This window comes from Gemmatimonadota bacterium (assembly GCA_016712265.1).
GTDB lineage: Bacteria > Gemmatimonadota > Gemmatimonadetes > Gemmatimonadales > Gemmatimonadaceae > RBC101.
In genome coordinates this window covers 420,111-437,837 of sequence record JADJRJ010000030.1, presented here as the reverse complement: position 1 = coordinate 437,837, position 17,727 = coordinate 420,111, and the positions used below count along the sequence as shown (strand labels likewise).

At 68.3% G+C, this 17,727-nt stretch carries 17 protein-coding genes; 1 reads left to right on the top strand and 16 read right to left on the bottom strand.

The features are described from left to right. Window positions 1-22 precede the first annotated feature (22 nt). From uppP to IPK85_17170, 13 genes are read right to left on the bottom strand one after another with little or no spacing between them, the layout of a single operon-like run. The gene (gene uppP / locus IPK85_17230; GenBank protein MBK8249121.1) at window positions 23-823 is read right to left on the bottom strand and encodes an undecaprenyl-diphosphatase UppP; all 801 of its coding nucleotides are present in this window, start codon (window positions 821-823) and stop codon (window positions 23-25) included. Next, complete coding sequence (gene bshA / locus IPK85_17225; protein ID MBK8249120.1) at window positions 820-1,983, bottom strand: N-acetyl-alpha-D-glucosaminyl L-malate synthase BshA; 1,164 nt, start codon at window positions 1,981-1,983, stop codon at window positions 820-822. Before bshA ends, uppP begins: the two co-directional genes overlap by 4 nt. Beyond that, window positions 1,980-2,918, bottom strand: a complete 939-nt coding sequence (gene miaA, locus IPK85_17220; GenBank protein MBK8249119.1) for a tRNA (adenosine(37)-N6)-dimethylallyltransferase MiaA — start codon at window positions 2,916-2,918, stop codon at window positions 1,980-1,982. Before miaA ends, bshA begins: the two co-directional genes overlap by 4 nt. Continuing rightward, window positions 2,887-4,626 (bottom strand): DNA mismatch repair endonuclease MutL, encoded by a 1,740-nt coding sequence (gene mutL / locus IPK85_17215; protein ID MBK8249118.1) that lies wholly within the window; start codon window positions 4,624-4,626, stop codon window positions 2,887-2,889. Before mutL ends, miaA begins: the two co-directional genes overlap by 32 nt. Window positions 4,627-4,676: 50 nt before the next feature. Further along, complete coding sequence (locus IPK85_17210) at window positions 4,677-6,773, bottom strand: BatD family protein (protein MBK8249117.1); 2,097 nt, start codon at window positions 6,771-6,773, stop codon at window positions 4,677-4,679. Next, window positions 6,773-8,470 carry a VWA domain-containing protein gene (locus tag IPK85_17205; GenBank protein MBK8249116.1) on the bottom strand — a complete coding sequence of 566 codons (1,698 nt, stop codon included), beginning with the start codon at window positions 8,468-8,470 and terminating at the stop codon, window positions 6,773-6,775. Before IPK85_17205 ends, IPK85_17210 begins: the two co-directional genes overlap by 1 nt. Next, window positions 8,467-9,399 carry a hypothetical protein gene (locus IPK85_17200; protein MBK8249115.1) on the bottom strand — a complete coding sequence of 311 codons (933 nt, stop codon included), beginning with the start codon at window positions 9,397-9,399 and terminating at the stop codon, window positions 8,467-8,469. Before IPK85_17200 ends, IPK85_17205 begins: the two co-directional genes overlap by 4 nt. Further along, a complete protein-coding gene (locus IPK85_17195) occupies window positions 9,396-10,373 on the bottom strand; it encodes a DUF58 domain-containing protein (GenBank protein MBK8249114.1) in 978 nt (325 codons plus the stop codon). The genes IPK85_17200 and IPK85_17195 overlap by 4 nt, the downstream gene beginning before the upstream one ends. A gap of 12 nt (window positions 10,374-10,385) precedes the next feature. After that, entirely contained in the window at window positions 10,386-11,354 is a 969-nt protein-coding gene (locus IPK85_17190) for a MoxR family ATPase (protein ID MBK8249113.1), read from the bottom strand. Window positions 11,355-11,356: 2 nt separating this feature from the next. After that, a complete protein-coding gene (locus tag IPK85_17185; protein MBK8249112.1) occupies window positions 11,357-12,145 on the bottom strand; it encodes an rRNA pseudouridine synthase in 789 nt (262 codons plus the stop codon). Between the two features lie 8 nt (window positions 12,146-12,153). Next, the gene (gene scpB, locus IPK85_17180; GenBank protein MBK8249111.1) at window positions 12,154-12,696 is read right to left on the bottom strand and encodes an SMC-Scp complex subunit ScpB; all 543 of its coding nucleotides are present in this window, start codon (window positions 12,694-12,696) and stop codon (window positions 12,154-12,156) included. After that, on the bottom strand, window positions 12,671-13,402 hold the full coding sequence (locus IPK85_17175) for a segregation/condensation protein A (GenBank protein ID MBK8249110.1): 732 nt from the start codon (window positions 13,400-13,402) through the stop codon (window positions 12,671-12,673). The genes scpB and IPK85_17175 overlap by 26 nt, the downstream gene beginning before the upstream one ends. Next, window positions 13,399-14,112, bottom strand: coding sequence for a site-2 protease family protein (locus tag IPK85_17170; protein ID MBK8249109.1), 714 nt, complete (start codon window positions 14,110-14,112; stop codon window positions 13,399-13,401). Before IPK85_17170 ends, IPK85_17175 begins: the two co-directional genes overlap by 4 nt. A 199-nt stretch (window positions 14,113-14,311) precedes the next feature. Between IPK85_17170 and IPK85_17165 the strand changes: the two genes are divergently transcribed. Next, window positions 14,312-14,542: a 30S ribosomal protein S20 gene (locus IPK85_17165; protein ID MBK8249108.1), complete on the top strand. Its 231-nt coding sequence runs from the start codon at window positions 14,312-14,314 to the stop codon at window positions 14,540-14,542. Window positions 14,543-14,736: 194 nt separating this feature from the next. On the opposite strand, the gene IPK85_17160 is transcribed toward IPK85_17165, so the two are convergent. From IPK85_17160 to IPK85_17150, 3 genes are read right to left on the bottom strand one after another with little or no spacing between them, the layout of a single operon-like run. Further along, complete coding sequence (locus tag IPK85_17160; protein MBK8249107.1) at window positions 14,737-15,663, bottom strand: hypothetical protein; 927 nt, start codon at window positions 15,661-15,663, stop codon at window positions 14,737-14,739. Next, window positions 15,660-16,382, bottom strand: coding sequence for a class II aldolase/adducin family protein (locus IPK85_17155; protein MBK8249106.1), 723 nt, complete (start codon window positions 16,380-16,382; stop codon window positions 15,660-15,662). Before IPK85_17155 ends, IPK85_17160 begins: the two co-directional genes overlap by 4 nt. Beyond that, window positions 16,375-17,688, bottom strand: coding sequence for a dihydroorotase (locus tag IPK85_17150; protein MBK8249105.1), 1,314 nt, complete (start codon window positions 17,686-17,688; stop codon window positions 16,375-16,377). The genes IPK85_17155 and IPK85_17150 overlap by 8 nt, the downstream gene beginning before the upstream one ends. Window positions 17,689-17,727 lie beyond the last annotated feature (39 nt).

Here is a 17,727-nt window from a genome sequence, read left to right as displayed (position 1 = left end):
TAGTGACCCGCGGGCACACGACCTAACGACGCATCCACCAGAGCACCAGGACGAAGAGACCCGCCACCCACCGATACACGGCAAACACACCGTAGCTCCGCTTGCTCACGTACCGTAGCAACACGGCGATGGCGACCCCGCTCGACACGGCCGCCGCCAACACGCCAACGACGAGCGGCGCCGTGACACCATTTACCATCGCCTCTGGTGCCTTGTGCGCCACCGCGGCCAGGGTGATCGGAAAGCTGAGCAGGAACGAGAAGGTCGCGGCGCTCGATCGATCGAATCCGAGGGCGCGCGCCGCCGTGATGGTGCTCCCTGAGCGCGAGACACCGGGGATGAGGGCACACGCCTGTGCCAGTCCCACCAACGCGGCATCGCGCCACGTCATCTCCTTGAGCGGGCGCGCCGAGCGAATCGAGCGGTCGGCCCACCACAGCAGGGTGCCCAGGACCATGAGGGCGATGGCGATCGACACCGGATGTCGCAGCGCATGCTCCGCGAGGTCGCCTAACGCCAAGCCAGCGATTCCTGCAGGGATCGTCGCGAGCAGGACAAACATCGCGCGACGCTCGGCATCGTCTTCTACCCGGCCGCGCCGCACGACGCGCAACCCGGCGAGGGTCAGGGCCCCCCATTCCCGGCGAAAATACCAGGCCAGGGCCACCAGCGTCCCCAGATGGAGCGCGACGTCAAACGCCAATCCCGGATCCTGCCACCCCATGAGCCAGGGGACCAATGCGAGATGTGCGCTCGAACTGACCGGAAGGAATTCCGCCAGTCCCTGCACCAGACCGAGGACGAGGGCTTGCCAGACGGTCACGTGGTGCTCCCGGGGAGGATGCGCGGCGGGCGCGAGCGCTCCACCGCGTCGACATAGAGCGCCTCGTATTGAGCCACGATGGCATCCTGGGAAAAACGCTCGCGTGCATCCTGGGCGGCACGCACCGATGCGGCGTGCCACCGCTTCTCGTCGCGCAGGAGTTCAATGGCGCCGGCGGCCATCCCTTCCACGTCTCCAACGTCGCATAACACCCCGGTCTCGCCGTGGCGCACCACCTCCGGGAGGCCACCCGCCGAACACCCGATCACGGGGACGCCGGAGGCCAGCGCCTCGAGCGCACTCAGCCCGAACGACTCCTTCTCGGAGGGCAACAGAAAGAGATCGGCGCTTGCCAGCAGCGGCGCCACGGATTCGATCTTTCCCAGGAAGTGCACATGGTCCGCGACCCCCAGCAGGCGCGCCTCATCTTCCGCCTCTCCGCGCTCCGGACCGTCCCCCACCATCACCAACGCCGCGTCGATCGCCGCGTGCACCCGGGCGAACGTCCGCACCACATCACGGACGCGCTTCACCGCGCGAAAGTTGGAAATGTGCATCAGGACGCGTCGGCCGCCGAGACGGTCGCGCAGCAGCGGACTGTAGCGCGACCGGTCGTAGACCGCGGGGTCGATGAAGTTGTGGATCACCTGCACATCACAGCCAGCGCAGCCAAAGGCAAAAAACGTCTCATCCCGCAAGTACTGCGAGACCGCCGTGATGCGGTCGGAGCGTTCGATCGAGAACTTGATGATCGCGTGGAACGACCGATCCTGACCGACGATGGTAATGTCGGTGCCGTGCAGGGTGGTCACCACCACCACATCATGGCCGTTCGCCCGCAGCATCTCCTTCGCGATCCAGGCGGAGGTGGCGTGTGGAATGGCGTAGTGCACGTGGAGCAGGTCCAGCTCGTGGGATCGCACGACCTCGTGCATCCGCACGGCGAGGGCGAGGTCGTAGGGCGGATACTCGAACAGGGGATACCGGCCGACATCCACCTCGTGAAAAAAGACCCCCGGCATGAACGCCGGCAGGCGGAACGGCTGCTGGTACGTGATGAAGTGAACCTCGTGGCCCCGCTGGGCGAGCGCCATGCCCAGCTCGGTCGCCATCGCGCCGGAGCCGCCGTATGTCGGATAACACGTAATGCCGATCCTCACGTCTCCTCCTGCCACTGGTGCCACCAGGTCGCCACCACCTCGCGCCCTTCAAACGTCTCGAGATCCACGCGCGTGACGTCCAACGCCGGTAGCTGGTGCCGGAACCAGGTCCGCTGCCGCTTGGCATATTGGCGTGTGCGGATGATGACCTCCTGGCGGACCGCGTCCAACCCCCGCACTCCCTCGACAACGTCACGGACCTCGCGATACCCCGTGGCGTTCCATGCCGGAGCTGCGTCGGGGATCCGGTCACGGAGGCCCCGGACCTCGTCGAGCCATCCCGCGTCGAACATCGCGTCAACGCGGCGCGCGATCCGATTCGCGAGTTCCACCCCTCGGTCCACCACCAGGTAGACCGGGTGATAGCGGGGCACGCGAGCCCTGTCCCGATGCCACGCAGAGAGAGGCGTTCCGGTCAAGGTGGCCACCTCGATGCTCCGGAGCAGTTGCGTGCGGCCGAGGTGCGCACGTTCCGGGTCCAGCTGCGCGACCCGCGCCCGGAGCGCCTCGATGGGAAGCCCCTCAAGTTCCGCCCCAAGGGCGTCGCGCGCCACCGGGTCGAGCGGCGGTTCGTCGAACAAGGGCGCAAACAACGCGCGAACGTACAATCCGGTCCCGCCGATCACGACCGGCAGGCGTGAGGCGGCGAGCGCAGCCTCGATCCCCCGGCTGGCATCGTCGGCCCAGCGCGCCGCGTTCCACCGATCGCCAGGCTCGGCGACGTCGATCCCCACGTGTGGCACGCGCTGACGCTCTGCGGCCGTGGGCTTGGCCGTCCCGATGTCGAACCCGGCGTAGAGTTGGCGTGAGTCGGCCGACACGAGCGTCACGGACAGTGAGGTCGCGACGTCCATGACCAGGGCAGACTTGCCGGCGGCGGTGGGGCCGACGACCACCGGGAGCCTAACGACGCCCAAAACGCCGCTCCACTTCATCCCAGGACAACCGGACAATGGTCGCCCGCCCGTGGACGTCGTGCGCCGCGAGCGTCGTGGCGGACAACTGCCGGAACAGCGCAGCCCGTTCGTCGCGAGACAGCACATCACCCGCCTTCACCGCGGCCTTGCAGGCCACGGTCGCCGCCAGATGTTCGTGGGCCGCGTGGGTCGCCGCTTGACGGCCTCCGGACAACGCCGCGAGGGATTCACGCAAACAGCGCAAAGCATCGAACCGGGGATGTGGCACGGGGACAGCATGCACCACCAGCGAGTGCCCACCAAACCCCTCGATCTCATAGCCCAGCTTTCGGAACGCCGGGGCGTGGGACTCCCAGGCATCCGCGTCGTCCGGGGACAGGTGCAGGGTCTCGGGAAACAACAGGCGTTGCGACGGCGCGTCTCCGCGTTCGAGCGCGGTGAGGAATCGCTCGTAGAGGATGCGCTCATGCGCCGAGTGCTGGTCGATGAGGATCACGCCGTCCTCGTGTTCGTACATGAGGTACGTCCGACGCAGCTGGACGAGCTCCGGCACCTCAATCGCAAGAGGCGGCGAATCCGCGGCATCCGTGCCCTCGGCGGAGCCCAGGTCGACGGCAAACAACCCCTCACGCATCGGCACCTGGGTCGCAGCGACCGGGGGATGGGTGGGCTCCGGCACCCCCCCGCCCCCGCTGCCCCCCAGCCCTGGGCTCCACGATCGCCCGACCCACGGCACGGCATCCGCCGTGCCTAACGCGCGCTGCACGATCGCCTCGATAGCACGATCCACGGCCCACTTGTTCGTGAAGCGCACTTCGGCCTTGGCCGGATGCACATTCACGTCCACGTCGTCGGCGGGGACCGTGACCTCGAGCAGGAACGACGGCCGCAACCCCGAAGGCAGGGTCGACCGATACGCGGCCTCCACCGCACGCGCCACCCCATGTTCCCGCACCGGCCGACCGTTCACCAGGAGGAACGCACGGCGCGATCCCGTCCCGACGTCGCCCGGTCGCTCAGCGAGACCGGACACGTGGACGGTTCCCGCCACCCCCTCGACATCGAGGAACCGCGCGGCATAGTCAGCGCCCCAGATGCCGGCCACGCGCTCACGCAGGGTCTGCACCGGGGACAGGACCAGCGCCTCCCGACCATCCGAGGTCACGCGCAGTCGCACGTCGCGGCGGGTGAGCCCAACACTCACCAGCGTGTCGGCGATGGCACGCCACTCCGATCGCGCGCTGCGGAGGAACTTGCGGCGTGCCGGCGTATTGTAGAACAACTGTGCGACCGACACCGTGGTGCCGCGCCGCCGCGTGGCCGCTTCGGCACCAAGCACCACACCACCCTCCGAACGCAGCAGGATCCCCTCACCATCAGTCACGGCGGTCAGCAGGTCCAGCCGCGACACCGAGGCGATGGCGGGCAACGCCTCGCCGCGAAAGCCATAGCTGGCCACGCCGACCAGGTCGGCCGCGCTGCGGATCTTTGACGTCGCATGCCGGGCGAGCGCAAGCGCGGCATCGTCACCGTCCATGCCGCTCCCGTCATCCACCACGCGAATGAGGCCGCGCCCACCGTCCTCCACCTCCACCTCAATGGACGTGGCCCCGGCATCCAGGGCGTTCTCGACAAGTTCCTTGACCGCCGACGCCGGCCGCTCGACCACCTCGCCGGCGGCGATTTGGTCGGCAACAGTGGACGGGAGGATGGCAATGCGGGGCACAGCGAACTCGCAGGGAAAGGGCGCAGCGCGAAATCTACTGGTTCACCCGCTCAGTTCACGCGCGCCCGAACGACCCGTCCCGGCACCTCGAGCCCGTGGGTCTGCGACGCCTCGATCCACCCTTCGCGGCCATCAGCCAGGCGGATGCGCGACCAGTTGCCCTGTTGCGACACGAGCCGGGCCGTCTCCCCCATGGTCACCCGTGCCCCTGGGGCGCCGGACACTGCCGGAAGGTCGCGCAGGGGCTCATCGGCTGCGATCACCAACTGCCTGCGACCGACCTGCTGTTCCCGGAGCGCAACAGCGGCGCCACCGACCACGATCGCCGCGGCGAGCCATCGGCTGTTCGTCCGCCCTGGTCGCCACCATGCCACGGCCCACATCCCGAGCCCGATCATCGCCAGCGCGCTCGTCGGGACGGGGGGGATGTCGCCGAGGAGTCCATCGCGAAAGGAGGGTGTGAGGACGAGGCGCGTCCGGGCGTCGTCGGCCATGGGTTCGAGGCGCAGCGCGCGTTGCCATCCGACCACCGCCTGTGCGGTGTCGCCGAGCACCCACGCCGCCGTGCCGGTGTTCATCCAGGCGTCTGCCGATCGTGGGCGCCGTTGCGCCACGTCGAGAAATCCGGCCCTGGCGGCGGGCACATCGCCCGCGTCCCACCGCGCGAGGGCCGCGCGAAACACCGCGGCATCCGGGTCTGCGTCGCGTGCGCTCGCCAGTCCCGCGCCGAGCACCATCACGACGCCGAGCGCACGGCGGGCAACGCGGCGGGACACAGCCGCGTGCGGCACCGCCTCATGGTCCACGCGCTGGCACAGGTCGAGGGCGCGTTGCGCCACGTCCGCGCGGCGCAGCGCATTTCCGCTGTAGAGCGACGCGTCGAGTTCATCCAGCAGGACGGAGACGTCCCGCGCGGTGGACGCCGTGACCCCCGCCCGGCGCAACGTACGCTCGAGCGTCCGCCGTTGCGTGAGGGAGAGCGCCGCCGACGGCACGCGCGCCGCCAGCACGTCGCGGAAGGTGCGTCGCACCTCAACAGGGTCCGGGACGGCGAGAGACGCCCAACGCTGCAATCGGTCCAAGGGCAGGAGCGCGCGCACCGGGCTGGGACGACGCCGCCACCGCAGGAACAGGGCGGGCACTGGCACGACAAGCACCCCGAACCAATACCACGAGCTCGCGGGCCACGGAACGCCAACGTCGCCCCGCCAAGTGCGGCGGACGGTGTACCGGGGAGCAACCGCTCGCTCCTCCTCCGTCGCGACCACCAGCCCGCCGTCGGCGACCGTGAGCGAGAGCGGAGAGATGACGCCGACCTCGTACTGCTCCGTATACGGGTTGAAGTACGGGTATCGAATCTCCGGCACGTCCTGGCGACCGATGACCCGCGGCGTGACCACCCACTCGAAGGCCTTGTCGCCGCGGATCAAGGCACTGCTTGAGTCAACCCGCACCCGCTCAGGTCCGGCCACCACGTGGGCCCAGGGGATCCCGACATCGGGGCGCGGAAACAGTCCGACGTTCCCCGTGCCGCTGACGGTGACGGTCAGCACAAATGGGTTACCGACGCGCTTGGCGGACGCGTCCACGCGCGATGTTATTCCCAGTTGGCCGACGGCGCCCGCATACCCCGTCGGGCGGCCGGCCGTGGGTGGCGGACTCACCTGTAGTCGGTGGGTGGACGAAGTCGCGCTATGCGACTCCTCGCGGGCGAAGATCGAGTTGGAGAGGGGGACGAGCCAGTTGAGTCGTGCTGGGGCAATGTCGATCGTTCCGGGGGCCACCGGAAACAGGGCGCGCGAGTATACGTGCACATCCCACACCCGGTCACCGGCACTCCGGGAGAACAACCGCCCGGGCAACGGCAGGTCATAGGCAATGACCGATCGCACGTCCGGAGGCACAAACTGCGGATTGCTCCGCAGGCGGCTCCGCATCGACTCGGACAGGAAAATGCCGATCTGGTACGTGGCCTGTTGTCCAGCGTACACCCGACCGGGCCAGACCCCGGACGCGAAGTTGATCTCGCGAGCCGGGTCGACCGTGGCGGCCGCCACGATCTCCGGCGTTCCCCGGGCCGGTGCCTGCGGGCACAGCACCGCCGGCGTGCACCAGGCGAGCGCCAACACCGCCAGGTGTCTGCGCATCACCAGTCCTTGCCACCGGGCGGTGGCTTCGGGCGGCTGTCCTTCTGTTTTCGCCCTTGGACGCCACGCTCCTCGCGGGCCGCAGCGTCCAGGAGCTGCTCGGCCTGTTGCTGGCCGAGTCCCCCACTCTGTTCCCGCGATTGCGGCGAATCCTGGTCGCTCTCGTTGCGGTCGTTGGCGGAGCTGTTCCCACCACCCCCTCCCCCACCGCCTCCACCTCCACCGCCGCTCTCCTCTTCCTTCCGGAGCGCGAGTTCGTAGTTCCACTTGGCGTCCGGGTTGGTGTGCTGCAACAGCAGCGCCTGCTTGTACGCGTCGACCGCGGCGCTGAATGCCGCACGCGCCGCGGTGTCCCCTTCTGCCTCAGCCGCCAGGCCACGCTGCAGGTGGCCGAACCCGATGTTGAACAACGTGCGAAAGCGCAGTTCCTCGTTGGACGCGCGCCGGAGCGGCTCGAGCCGCTGGAGCCCGGACTCGACCGAGTCGCCGGCCACCAGGGCGGTCCCCAGGTTGTACGAGAGTTCCGGTCGCACGTCTCCCGCGACGATGGCGCGCCGATACGCCGCGGCGGCTTCGGCATGTCGCCCAAGGGCGAAGGCGCGAGCCCCGTCACGCGCCGCCGCCCCCGGCAAGGCACAGCCCGCCATGGCGAGGGGCGTCGCCACCAGCAGCGCCGCCCGACGCCCCGACCGACGGGATAGCAGCCAGGTATCGAGGAGCAGGAGGAGGAGCGCGGGAAAGACAAACCATTGGAAGCGAGCCTTTCGGCTCATCCCGGACGCCAGCGCACGCGTCGTCCGCCGCAGGCCCTGCAGCGCCGCCCGGACACGCGCCGCCTTGTCCGTCGCCTCCGCCGCGATGAACGTGCCCTGGGCCGTCTCGGCAATCAGGCGCAACGTCTCCGGCGAGTACCGCGTCACGACCTCCTGGTCGTTCTCGTCTCGCTTGAATTCGGTGCCGCTCGTCCCGGTACCCATCGGGATCCGGCTTCCCTCGACGGTCCCGAATCCCACCGTAACGACCGCGATCCCGTTCTCCCGAGCTCGCGTAGCCGCGGCCGCAACCTCCTCGGCCGGCTCGAAGGCCTCGCCGTCGGACATGATCACCAGCGCGCGGTCTGACGACGTCCGCGTGGCGAGCAGCAGGTCGGTCCCCTGCGCGATGGTCCGTGCGAGGGAGCTCCCGGCCTGGCCGACGATGGAGGGATCGAGGTTGTCGAGAAACAGCTCAATGGCCCCGTCGTCCACCGTGAGCGGAGTCAAGATGTAACTTCGACCGGCAAAGGCGAGCAGGGCCACGCGATCCCCGCGCGCCAGGTCCCGGTAGCGGCGCACCTCCTGCTTGAGCCGGGCCAGCCGACTGGGCGATTCATCGGTGGCCAGCATCGACAGGGACGCATCGAGTGCCAGGACAACGTCCACTCCTTCGCCGCGTACCGCCTGTGCTTCCTCACCCCATCGCGGCCCGGCAAAGGCGACACCGGCCAGCACCGCCGCGAGGGCGAGGCGCACAACGCGCGCCATCGACTGTGGCTCCAGCCCGGGCGCCAGTCGTTCGATAAGGTGCGCCTCGGCAAGGCGCACCAGTCGACGGAGCATCTGGCGGCGGCCCACGATCAGCAGCGCGACAATGGCCAGGGTGACCGCGGCGGCAACGACGAGCAGGAGCGGCGCATCGACGTACCCAAGTACGCTCATGCCGCCTCCGGGACTGACGACGCCGCGTCGCTCGCGGCATGCACGTCCTGGCAGACGCCGCGACACTCCGTGGCATGCGCCACGGCGAGCTGGGCCGACATGCGGCGGCGGGCAAACTTCACGAGGTCCGCGTCGTGCAGCAGCCGCGCCAGTCGAGTGAGCGGGACGGTGTGATCCCCCCGCAGCCGGTGCAACAATTCTCCACTCGTCAGGGCGGTGCGCGCCGCGGGACGCGCTGCGGCGAGGTAGTCACGCAGGATGTCGGTGCACAACGTGACGTGCTGTCCGGTTTCACCGGCCGCGAGCAACCCCAGGGCATCCACGCGCGCAAAGGCGCGGGTCGCCACCACAAAGGGATCAACCACCGGCGCCGCACCCTTCGGACGTCGTCGCCACCACCACCAGAACAGGCCGCCCAGCGCGAGGGCGCTCGCAACGACCGCGAGCCACCACCACCACGGCAACCCAAACTCGTAGACCGGCCGCGGCGGCCTGGGCACGCGCTGCGCCGTGTCCTCCGGGAGCACGGTCGCGACGAACACCGCGAGGTCGCGTCCCACGGGCACGCGTCGCGTCTCCCCGTCCCGGGTTGTCAGGATGTCCTCAAAGCGCAGAGAGCGACGGCCAACGTCCCATGCAGCCAATCGATAGGTGGCGCTCATCTCGACCGCCGTGGTGTCGCCGCCGTCGGTGAGGACCACGCGATCCAGCGGTTCCACGGCGAAGGCCGTGTCCGGGCTGTCCGGGAAATCCAGGACAGTCCCACGTGGGGCGCGTACGCGAATGACCACGCGGAACGGGTCGCCCACGGTCACCGACTCGGGCGACACCACGACGCCCAACTGGATCCCCGAGGGCGCCTGTGCGACGACCGCCGGCCCCAAGGGCGCGACCGTCACCAAACACGCGGCGAGCAGCCGGGGCCTCATCCGCGAGCCACCCGACGCTCACGCGCCCGGAAGAACCGCATCAGCGGTTCGATGAAGGAGTCCTGGGTGGTGACCGGAATCTCGTCAATGGCGAGTCGACGCAGGAGGGCGCGCTTGGCGGCTCGCCGCTCGGCCATCATCCCCGCGTAGGCGACGCGCACCTTCGGATGACTGGTATCGACGGCCACCAGTGCCCCAGTTTCGGGATCGCGCAGGGTCGCCAGCCCGACGTCGGGCAGTTCGTGCTCCGCCGGATCCTCCACCCGCGCCACCACCACATCGTGACGCTGGTTCAACAGCTTGAGCGGTCGCTCGATGGCGGGATCGTCGAGATCGGTGATGAGGAAGATGATGGCGTGCTGGGACAGCATCTTGCGCAGGTGATCCAGGGCCGCGCCGATGTTGGTGCCCGTGCCGGTTGGCCGGTGCACGAAGATATCGCGGAGGATGCGCAGGGCGTGCCGGCGTCCCTTGCCGGGCGGGACGAAGTGCTCCACCCGGTCGGTGAAGAGCAACGTGCCCACGCGATCGTTGTTCCGCACGGCGCTCATGGTGAGCACGGCCGCCAGTTCGGTGGCCAGCTCGACCTTGAAGCGGTTCACGGTGCCAAACTGTCCGGAGCCGGACAGGTCCACCACGAGCATCAGGGTCAGCTCGCGTTCCTCGATGTACCGCTTGACGAACGGCCGGCGCATGCGCGCCGTGACGTTCCAGTCGATCGACCGCACCTCGTCGCCGGGCTGGTATTCCCGCACCTCTGCGAACTCCATCCCCTGCCCCTTGAAGATCGAGCGATACTCCCCCGAAAAGAGCGAATTGACCAGCCTCCGGGTGCGCAGCTCAATCAGCTTCACCTGCCGCAACACCTCCGGGGTGATGCCGATCGGCGACGCCGTCGGGCGCGCCGACGGGCCCGGGCGCGTGCGCGCCGCGTCAGCGGCGCGGGAGGACGACGGCGAGGCGGGGACGGGCATGGGCGTCGCCGGTCACGGCGCTTCGACGGTGTCGAGGATCTTCCGCACGATGTCGTCGCTCGTGACCTCTTCGGCCTCCGCCTCGTAGGTCGTGAGCACGCGGTGCCGCAGCACGTCGGGCGCGATGGCCTTGATGTCGTCCGGCGTGACGTAGGTCCGGCCGCGCAGGAAGGCGTGCGCGCGGGAGGCCTGCGCGAGGGCGATCGTGGCGCGGGGTGACGCCCCGAACTCGATCAACGGGGCCAACTCCTTCAACCCGGCCTCCGCGGGGACGCGGGATGCGTGGACGACATCCACGATGTAGTCCACGATCCGCTCGTCCATGTACAACTCGGTGATCCGTTGCCGCGCACCGAGGATCCCTTCCGGGGTGGCTACGGCGTTCACCGGGATCGGGGACCCGCTGGCCATGCGCCGCATGATCTCCTTTTCGTCGTCACGCGTCGGGTACCCGACGCGCAGCTTGAGCATGAAGCGATCAACCTGCGCCTCCGGCAGGGGGTACGTGCCCTCCTGCTCAATCGGATTCTGCGTGGCGAGGACGAGGAAGGGCTCCTCCAGACGGAACGTCTGCCCTCCGAGGGTGACCTGCTTTTCCTGCATGGCTTCGAGCAGCGCCGCCTGCACCTTCGCTGGTGCCCGGTTGATTTCGTCGGCGAGCACAATATTCGCGAAGATCGGTCCACGCTTCACCGAGAACGACCCGGTAGACTGGTCGAAGATCTGGGTGCCAACCACGTCGGCCGGAAGCAGGTCCGGAGTGAACTGGATGCGCTGGAACGTCGTGTGAATGGTCTCTGCGAGCGTCCGAACGGTCAGGGTCTTTGCCAGCCCCGGAACCCCTTCCAGCAGGACGTGCCCCCCGGTGAGGAGGGCAATCAGCAGGCGTTCCACCATGTATTCCTGCCCGACCACCCGCTTTCCCACCTCGCGGGTCACTCCCTGCACCAGCGCCATGTCAGCGCTGTTCACGGCTGGCATCGTCACGCGTCGCGTCTCCTCTTGCGGCTGCGGTCATACCCCCGGCGTGGGGGCCGTGGTTCCTTGGGCATCTCGATCGGCTCCCCGATGTGCTCCTGCAGGAGGAGCAACTCCCGCGACGTCACCGGCCGCGAGGCGCCGACGGGCAATGCCCCAAGCCGGATGGGGCCGAACTGCGTGCGCACCAGCCGTTCGACCTTGAGGCCTAACGCGGCGCACAGGCGACGCACCTCGCGGTTTCGTCCCTCGCGAATGGCCACCTCAAACTCCCAGCGTCGTCCGCCCAACGGTCGCACCTGGACCCACGCCGGGGTCACCATCCCGTCGTCGAGTTCGACTCCCTCGCGCGCCTGCTCCATGGCCCGGCGTGCGGCCCCGGTCACCGTCGCCACATACACCCGCTCGACTTCCGAGCTGGGGTGCGTGAGGGTGTGGGCGGCGTCTCCGTCGGTGGTAAGGAGGACGAGCCCCTCGGTGAGGTAGTCGAGGCGTCCAACATAGGACAGCCCCGGCACCGGCTGGATCAAGTCGAAGACCGTCTTCCGTCCTTCGGGATCCTTCTTGGTGGTCACCACGCCCACGGGCTTGTTCACCACGATCCAGGTTGGCAGACCGCGCGTGGCCAGCTGCACGTGTTGGCCGTCAACGCAGACGGTGTCGCGGTCGGTGTCCACGACCTGTCCGACGAGTGCGGGTGACCCGTTGACGGTCACCCGACCCGAGGCGACGAGTTCGTCCGCTCCCCGGCGCGATGCGACTCCAGCGCGCGCCAAGGCGCGTTGGATGCGCATGGATTCCACTAGATGGACCGGGGTTCGGCGCGGAGCGCGATCGCCAGTTCGTCGGCGCGCGGGAGTTCCTCGAGATGACGCAAGGCGAAGTGTTCGAGGAACAGCGGGGTCGTGCCGTACAGCAGCGGCCGCCCCAGTCCCTCGGCGCGTCCCACGATGTCAATCAGGCCGCGTTCGTGGAGCGACTTCAGGACCCCGCCGACGTTGACGCCCCGAATCTCCTCGATTTCCGCCCGTCCGATGGGCTGACGATAGGCGATGATCGCGAGGGTTTCGAGCGACGCCGCCGACAGGCGATGGGGCCGGACCGCGAGCTGGGCGCGTTCGATGGCCTCCGTAAACTCCGGGCGGGTGAGGATCTGAAATCCCTCGCCGAGTTCACCGAGTTCGATGCCGTGTCCATTCACGTCATAACTCTCGCGCAGCTCGTCCAGGGCAGCGCGAACAGCCGCGGGCGACGCCTCGGGGTCGAGGGCGGCGAGTTCTTCCACGGGGACTGGACGTGCGCTCGAGAAGAGCGCCGCCTCAAGCAGCCTGGCTAGGGGACTCACGACTGATCAGTACGTTGGCAAAGGGAGATGCCTGGGCGAGCCGCAGCTCACCCCGGCGGGCCAGTTCAAGAAGGGCGAGCAGGGCGGAGAGGATTTCCCAGCGCTCTGCGCCCTGGCGCACGACGTCGCGCCAGCGGGCTCGTTCGCGCAGCTCAAGTACGCCGCGGACCGTCGCGATCGCTCCGTCCACATCCAGGGCGCGCGGCACGACATCGTGCAGCACGGGGTCACGCGCCGCCCGCAGCACCCGGTCGACGGCGGAGAGCAACTCCGCGAGCGACAAGGCCAGCGGAGCCGGCGGCACCTCAACATTCGACGGTGGGAAGTACGACCGCGCAAAGCGGGACCGGCGGTCCTCGGCGTAGCGCTCCAGCACGTCCACCACCTCGCGCATCTGCTGGTACTCCAGCAGGCGGCGCACCAATTCGGCTCGCGGATCTTCCCAGGCGTCGTCGTTTTCGTGGCGCGGCAGGAGCATCTGCGCCTTGATGCGCAGCAGTCGCGCGGCCATCTCCAGGTAATCGGCGGCCTGGTCGAGCCCCAGCGTCCGGATGCGCACCAGGAACTGGTCGGCGATGCGCGACACCGGGATGTCGTAGATGTCGACCTTCTCGTCCCTGATGAGCGAAAGCAGCAGGTCCAGCGGACCGGCGAATTCCCCAAGTTCCACCGTGAAGGTGGAGTCATCCAGCGGGGCGTGCGTCATCGGAAGAACCCGGCGAAGAACCGCTGCGTGAAGTCGCTCTGCAGAAAGTACGGTTGCAGCAGCGAGAAGGTGCGGTCGGCGATCCAATACACCGGCGACAACCAGGTCGAGAGCAGCCCCCGGCCGAGCCCGGTGCTCATCAGGAAGAGCAGGACGAAAATGCCGTACATCCCGAACTGCTGGTAGCGCAGGGCCCAGGCGGGCGGCAGGAGGTACTTCATGACGTGCGACCCGTCCAGCGGAGGCAACGGCAACAGGTTGAACATGGCGAGCATGAGGTTGAACAGCACGCCCATCACCATCATGACCTGCAGGATGGCGAAGGTGTCCGAGAGCGCGGGCACCGCGCGCCCCAGCAGGCCAAACACCAACAGCAGGATCGACGCCACGACATACAGGCCGAGGTTCACGACAATCCCGGCCATCGAGACGATGATGTCGCCACGACGATAGTTGCGGTAATTCCGTGGGACGACCGGCACCGGCTTCGCCCCGCCAAAGATGAAGCTGCCAAAGAAGTACGTCAGGACCGGCATGACGATCGTCATCAGCGGGTCGATGTGCTTGGCCGGGTTCCAGGTCAGCCGTCCGAGCTGGTACGCCGTGGGGTCCCCCTGACGGAGCGCCGCGTAGCCATGGGCGTACTCATGCGCGACCATCGAGAACAGGATGACCGGCAGCTGGATAAGGAACCCTTCGAGCCGGTCCAATGTCGATACTCTGGGCTGGGTGTCGCGTGAGGGGGCAAGCTAGCTGCCCCCCCAACTGGAGTCAAAACCATGTCGTTGCTTGACATGGACCACCGCCAACCCTACGTTTTCCCGTTCGCGTTACAACCGGTTCGGTCCCGACATCCCCGTGGGCCGCGGTCAAGTTGTCCGACCCAAGATTACGTCTCTCGAGGATTCTGTGCCGAATATCGCTTCCGGCGAAAAGAACATGCGCAAGTCGCGAGCGGCCAATGCTCGCAACCGCGCGCAACGGTCCGCCCTCCGCACCGCGCTCAAGAAGGCGCCCGGTGGAACTCCGGCCGAGCAAAAGACTGCCGTGCAGCTGCTCGATCGCGCCGCTCGCAAGGGGCTCATCCACCGCAATGCCGCGGCGCGCCACAAGAGCCGCATCGCAAAGTCTGGCAAGTAACTCCTCCCAGGAATTTGCCAGGTCGCAGAGGGCGGGCCGCTTCGGCGGTTCGCCCTCTGTCTTTTCCCCCTCCGGCATTCGCACGGTTCGGCCGCAGGGTGCCACCAGAGGGGCGCCAAGGGACTTGGGCCCCGACCAAGAAAAAAAGGGCCGCCCCTCCAGAGGGCGGCCCCGAGATCTGCGACCCGGACCCCTTACATCGCGGCAAGCTCCCCGCCGCAGCGCTCGCAGTACCACTCGGTCGCGTAGTTCATCGTGCTGCACTCCTGACACTTGAGGGTCTTCACCTGCTCCGCCGGTGCTTCCTTGAGGAAGTTCATCGCGGACGCCGTCGCCGCCCCAGTTTCACCGAGCGCGGAGCGGAGTGGATCCCGAATCGCCGTGGCACTGAGCGGGGTCGGCTGACGACGGGGCGCCGCGAGGACGGGAGGCGCCACGTACTCCTGCCCATCAGGCGATCCCAGCTCCGGGGCCGGCGCGCTCACCAGCGATCGCAAGAACTCAAGCTCCGCCGCGGCGGACGGGGTCGTGGGCTCGGCAGCGGCCGCCACCGGAGCGTCGCCGGCAGGATCCGGCTCGGACATCACCGCGGTCACCTGTGAAACCTCCAGGGCCGACGGGGGTGCCTCGGCGGCGGGTTCTGGCTCGGGCGCGACCGGTTCCGGTGCGACCGGCTCCGGTTCCCGTGCGACGACCAGAACCAGCACCTCCTGGAGCTTCGCGAGTTCCGCACCGAGCGCGTCCCGCTGGGCGACGAGGGAGGAAATCGAAGCATCGCAACGCTCAAAGGTCGAGCGGGCTTCGTCCTCGGAATACTCGCCGACGGCAGCGCGCAATTCGGTCTCTGCGCGTTCATCGCGCCGTGTCTCCTCCTCTGTCGCCAGCGCGCCTAGACGTGAGCGCAGGGTCGCGGCCGTGGACTCCAGTTCAACGGCGCGACCTCGGAGCTGGGTGACGACCTGATCCAGGCGGGTGGCATAGTCCGAGCGAACTCGCTCAAGCACGTGGCCCGGAGCGGTGGCGCGGCGCTCCTCGAGCTGGGTGATCCAGGTTTCGTAGCGGGTGCGCTCAGCGAGGAGCTGGTGCAGAACGTCCATCGTGCCTTCCGGCGATCCAGTCATGTGCGGTCGGTGCTCCGTGTGTCGGAGGGTACAGCGCATCCCGAAAACGGGCTGTCGGGGAGAGCGCGCCGGCGTGCGTCCACGAGTGCTTCTACCTGCGGGGTGGTCAGGGTGTTCACCCGCCCCAACTGACGTGCCGTCAGCAGGATGCGAGCGCTGTGCTCCAGGCTCTCCATGCGCTGGTGAGCCATGGTCAGCGTTGGTCCCACCGTCGTGGCGCCGTGGTTCGCCATCAAAAAGGCGTCGTGGTCCGCGACGAAGGGGTCAAAGGCGTCAGCGAGGGCGGGTGTGCCGGGGGTGGCATATGGGACGAGGGGCACCCAACCCACCTGGAAAATCATCTCCGGGAGGACACATGCCGAGAACGACTCACCCGCCACGGCAAAACCGGTGGCCAGCGGCGGGTGCGCATGCACCACGGCCTGGACATCCGGGCGACGCTGGTAGATGCGCAGGTGCATGAGAATCTCGGAGGAGGCCCGACGGCTGCCGCGGAGGTGCTTGCCATCGAGGGAGATCTCGACCAGGTCATCGACGGTGGCGTCCACCTTCGACATCCCGGCTGGCGTGACCAGCAGTCGATTCGGACCGATCCGCACGGAGACGTTGCCGTCCGGTCCCGCGATCAACCCGCGCTCGTACAGCCGCTGGCAGACCTTCACGACCTCGCGCCGCAGCGCCAACCCGCCGCTCACCGGCCCACCCTCCGCCCTAGGCATTCTGTCGGTAGACGATCTGGCCACCCACGACGGTACACTTTGCGCGGCCGGTCAGGGTCATCCCGGAATACGGGCTGTTCCGCCCCTTGGTCTGGAACGACGCCGGATCCACGGTCCAGCTCGCCGCGGGGTCGAAGACTGTGACATCTCCCACACTCCCCTTCCGCAAGGTTCCTCCCTGCAGCCCGAACACGCGGGCCGGGGAACACGACATCCGGTCCACGAGGGTGGCGTAGCTGATGATGCCTGGGGCGACTAGATGCGTCACCAGGACCGCGAGGGCGGTCTCCAGCCCAACAATGCCGTTCGGGGCGTCCGAAAACTCGCGCTCCTTCTCGTCATAGTGGTGCGGCGCGTGGTCGGTCGCCACCAGGTCGATGGTCCCATCCTTCACCGCCTCCTGCAGGGCGGCGACGTCCGCTGCCGTACGGAGCGGAGGGTTCATCTTCGCATTGGTGTTGTAGCCTTCAACAGCGTCCTCCGTCAGCGAGATGTGGTGCGGGCACACCTCGGCCGTCACCCGGATCCCCCGCTCCTTGCCCCAGCGGATCAGCTCCACCGACCCCTTGGTCGACATGTGACAGAGGTGCACATGGCCACCGGTCCGGCGCGACAGGAGGATATCACGGATGACCATGATCTCTTCGGCCTCATCCGGAATCCCCTTGAGGCCCAGCCGCGCGGACACGATCCCTTCGTTCATCGCGCCGCCATGCGCGAGCGTGGGTTCCTCGCAGTGGTCGGCGACGGGAATATTGAAGGCTCGCGCGTACTCGAGCGCGGTGCGCATGAGCTGGGCGCTGGCGACTGGCTTTCCATCATCGGAGACGGCGACCGCCCCTGCCCCGATCATCTCACCAAACTCCGCCAGCGCTTCACCTCGCTGGCCCACGGAGATGGCCCCGATCGGATAGACCCGCGCGGCACGGGCGAGTTGGGCCTGCCGGATGATGAAACCCACCGCTGCCTGGTTGTCCGTCACCGGGGCGGTGTTCGGCATGGCGCACACGGCTGTGAACCCGCCGGCCGCCGCGGCCCGCGCGCCCGTGGCGATCGTCTCCACGTCTTCGCGCCCGGGCTCACGCAGGTGGCAGTGCACATCGATAAACCCGGGCGAGACCACCAACCCGCGGCAGTCCACCTCGGTCAGGTCGCCGTCGCGCCGCACCTCGCCTAACGGGGCGCCGGCGTGCTCGACCTTGCCGTCCCGCAGCAAGACGTCGCCCACCTCGTCGAGGCCGGTCGAAGGATCCAGCACGCGCCCACCGCGCAGCAGGACGAGCGATGTCGCAGAGGTGTCAGCCATGCGCCGGTTGAAGGTCAAGTCAAAGATTCAGTGCCGCCT

Coding starts and splice junctions, on each gene's coding strand:
- IPK85_17185 (MBK8249112.1), bottom strand. CDS start 12,145: ATGCGCATCCAACGCGCCTTGGCGCGCGCTGGAGTCGCATCGCGCCGG.
- miaA (MBK8249119.1), bottom strand. CDS start 2,918: ATGAAGTGGAGCGGCGTTTTGGGCGTCGTTAGGCTCCCGGTGGTCGTC.
- IPK85_17190 (MBK8249113.1), bottom strand. CDS start 11,354: ATGCCAGCCGTGAACAGCGCTGACATGGCGCTGGTGCAGGGAGTGACC.
- IPK85_17200 (MBK8249115.1), bottom strand. CDS start 9,399: ATGAGGCCCCGGCTGCTCGCCGCGTGTTTGGTGACGGTCGCGCCCTTG.
- IPK85_17175 (MBK8249110.1), bottom strand. CDS start 13,402: ATGACGCACGCCCCGCTGGATGACTCCACCTTCACGGTGGAACTTGGG.
- IPK85_17195 (MBK8249114.1), bottom strand. CDS start 10,373: ATGCCCGTCCCCGCCTCGCCGTCGTCCTCCCGCGCCGCTGACGCGGCG.
- IPK85_17205 (MBK8249116.1), bottom strand. CDS start 8,470: ATGAGCGTACTTGGGTACGTCGATGCGCCGCTCCTGCTCGTCGTTGCC.
- IPK85_17150 (MBK8249105.1), bottom strand. CDS start 17,688: ATGGCTGACACCTCTGCGACATCGCTCGTCCTGCTGCGCGGTGGGCGC.
- IPK85_17160 (MBK8249107.1), bottom strand. CDS start 15,663: ATGACTGGATCGCCGGAAGGCACGATGGACGTTCTGCACCAGCTCCTC.
- IPK85_17210 (MBK8249117.1), bottom strand. CDS start 6,773: ATGCGCAGACACCTGGCGGTGTTGGCGCTCGCCTGGTGCACGCCGGCG.
- IPK85_17155 (MBK8249106.1), bottom strand. CDS start 16,382: ATGCCTAGGGCGGAGGGTGGGCCGGTGAGCGGCGGGTTGGCGCTGCGG.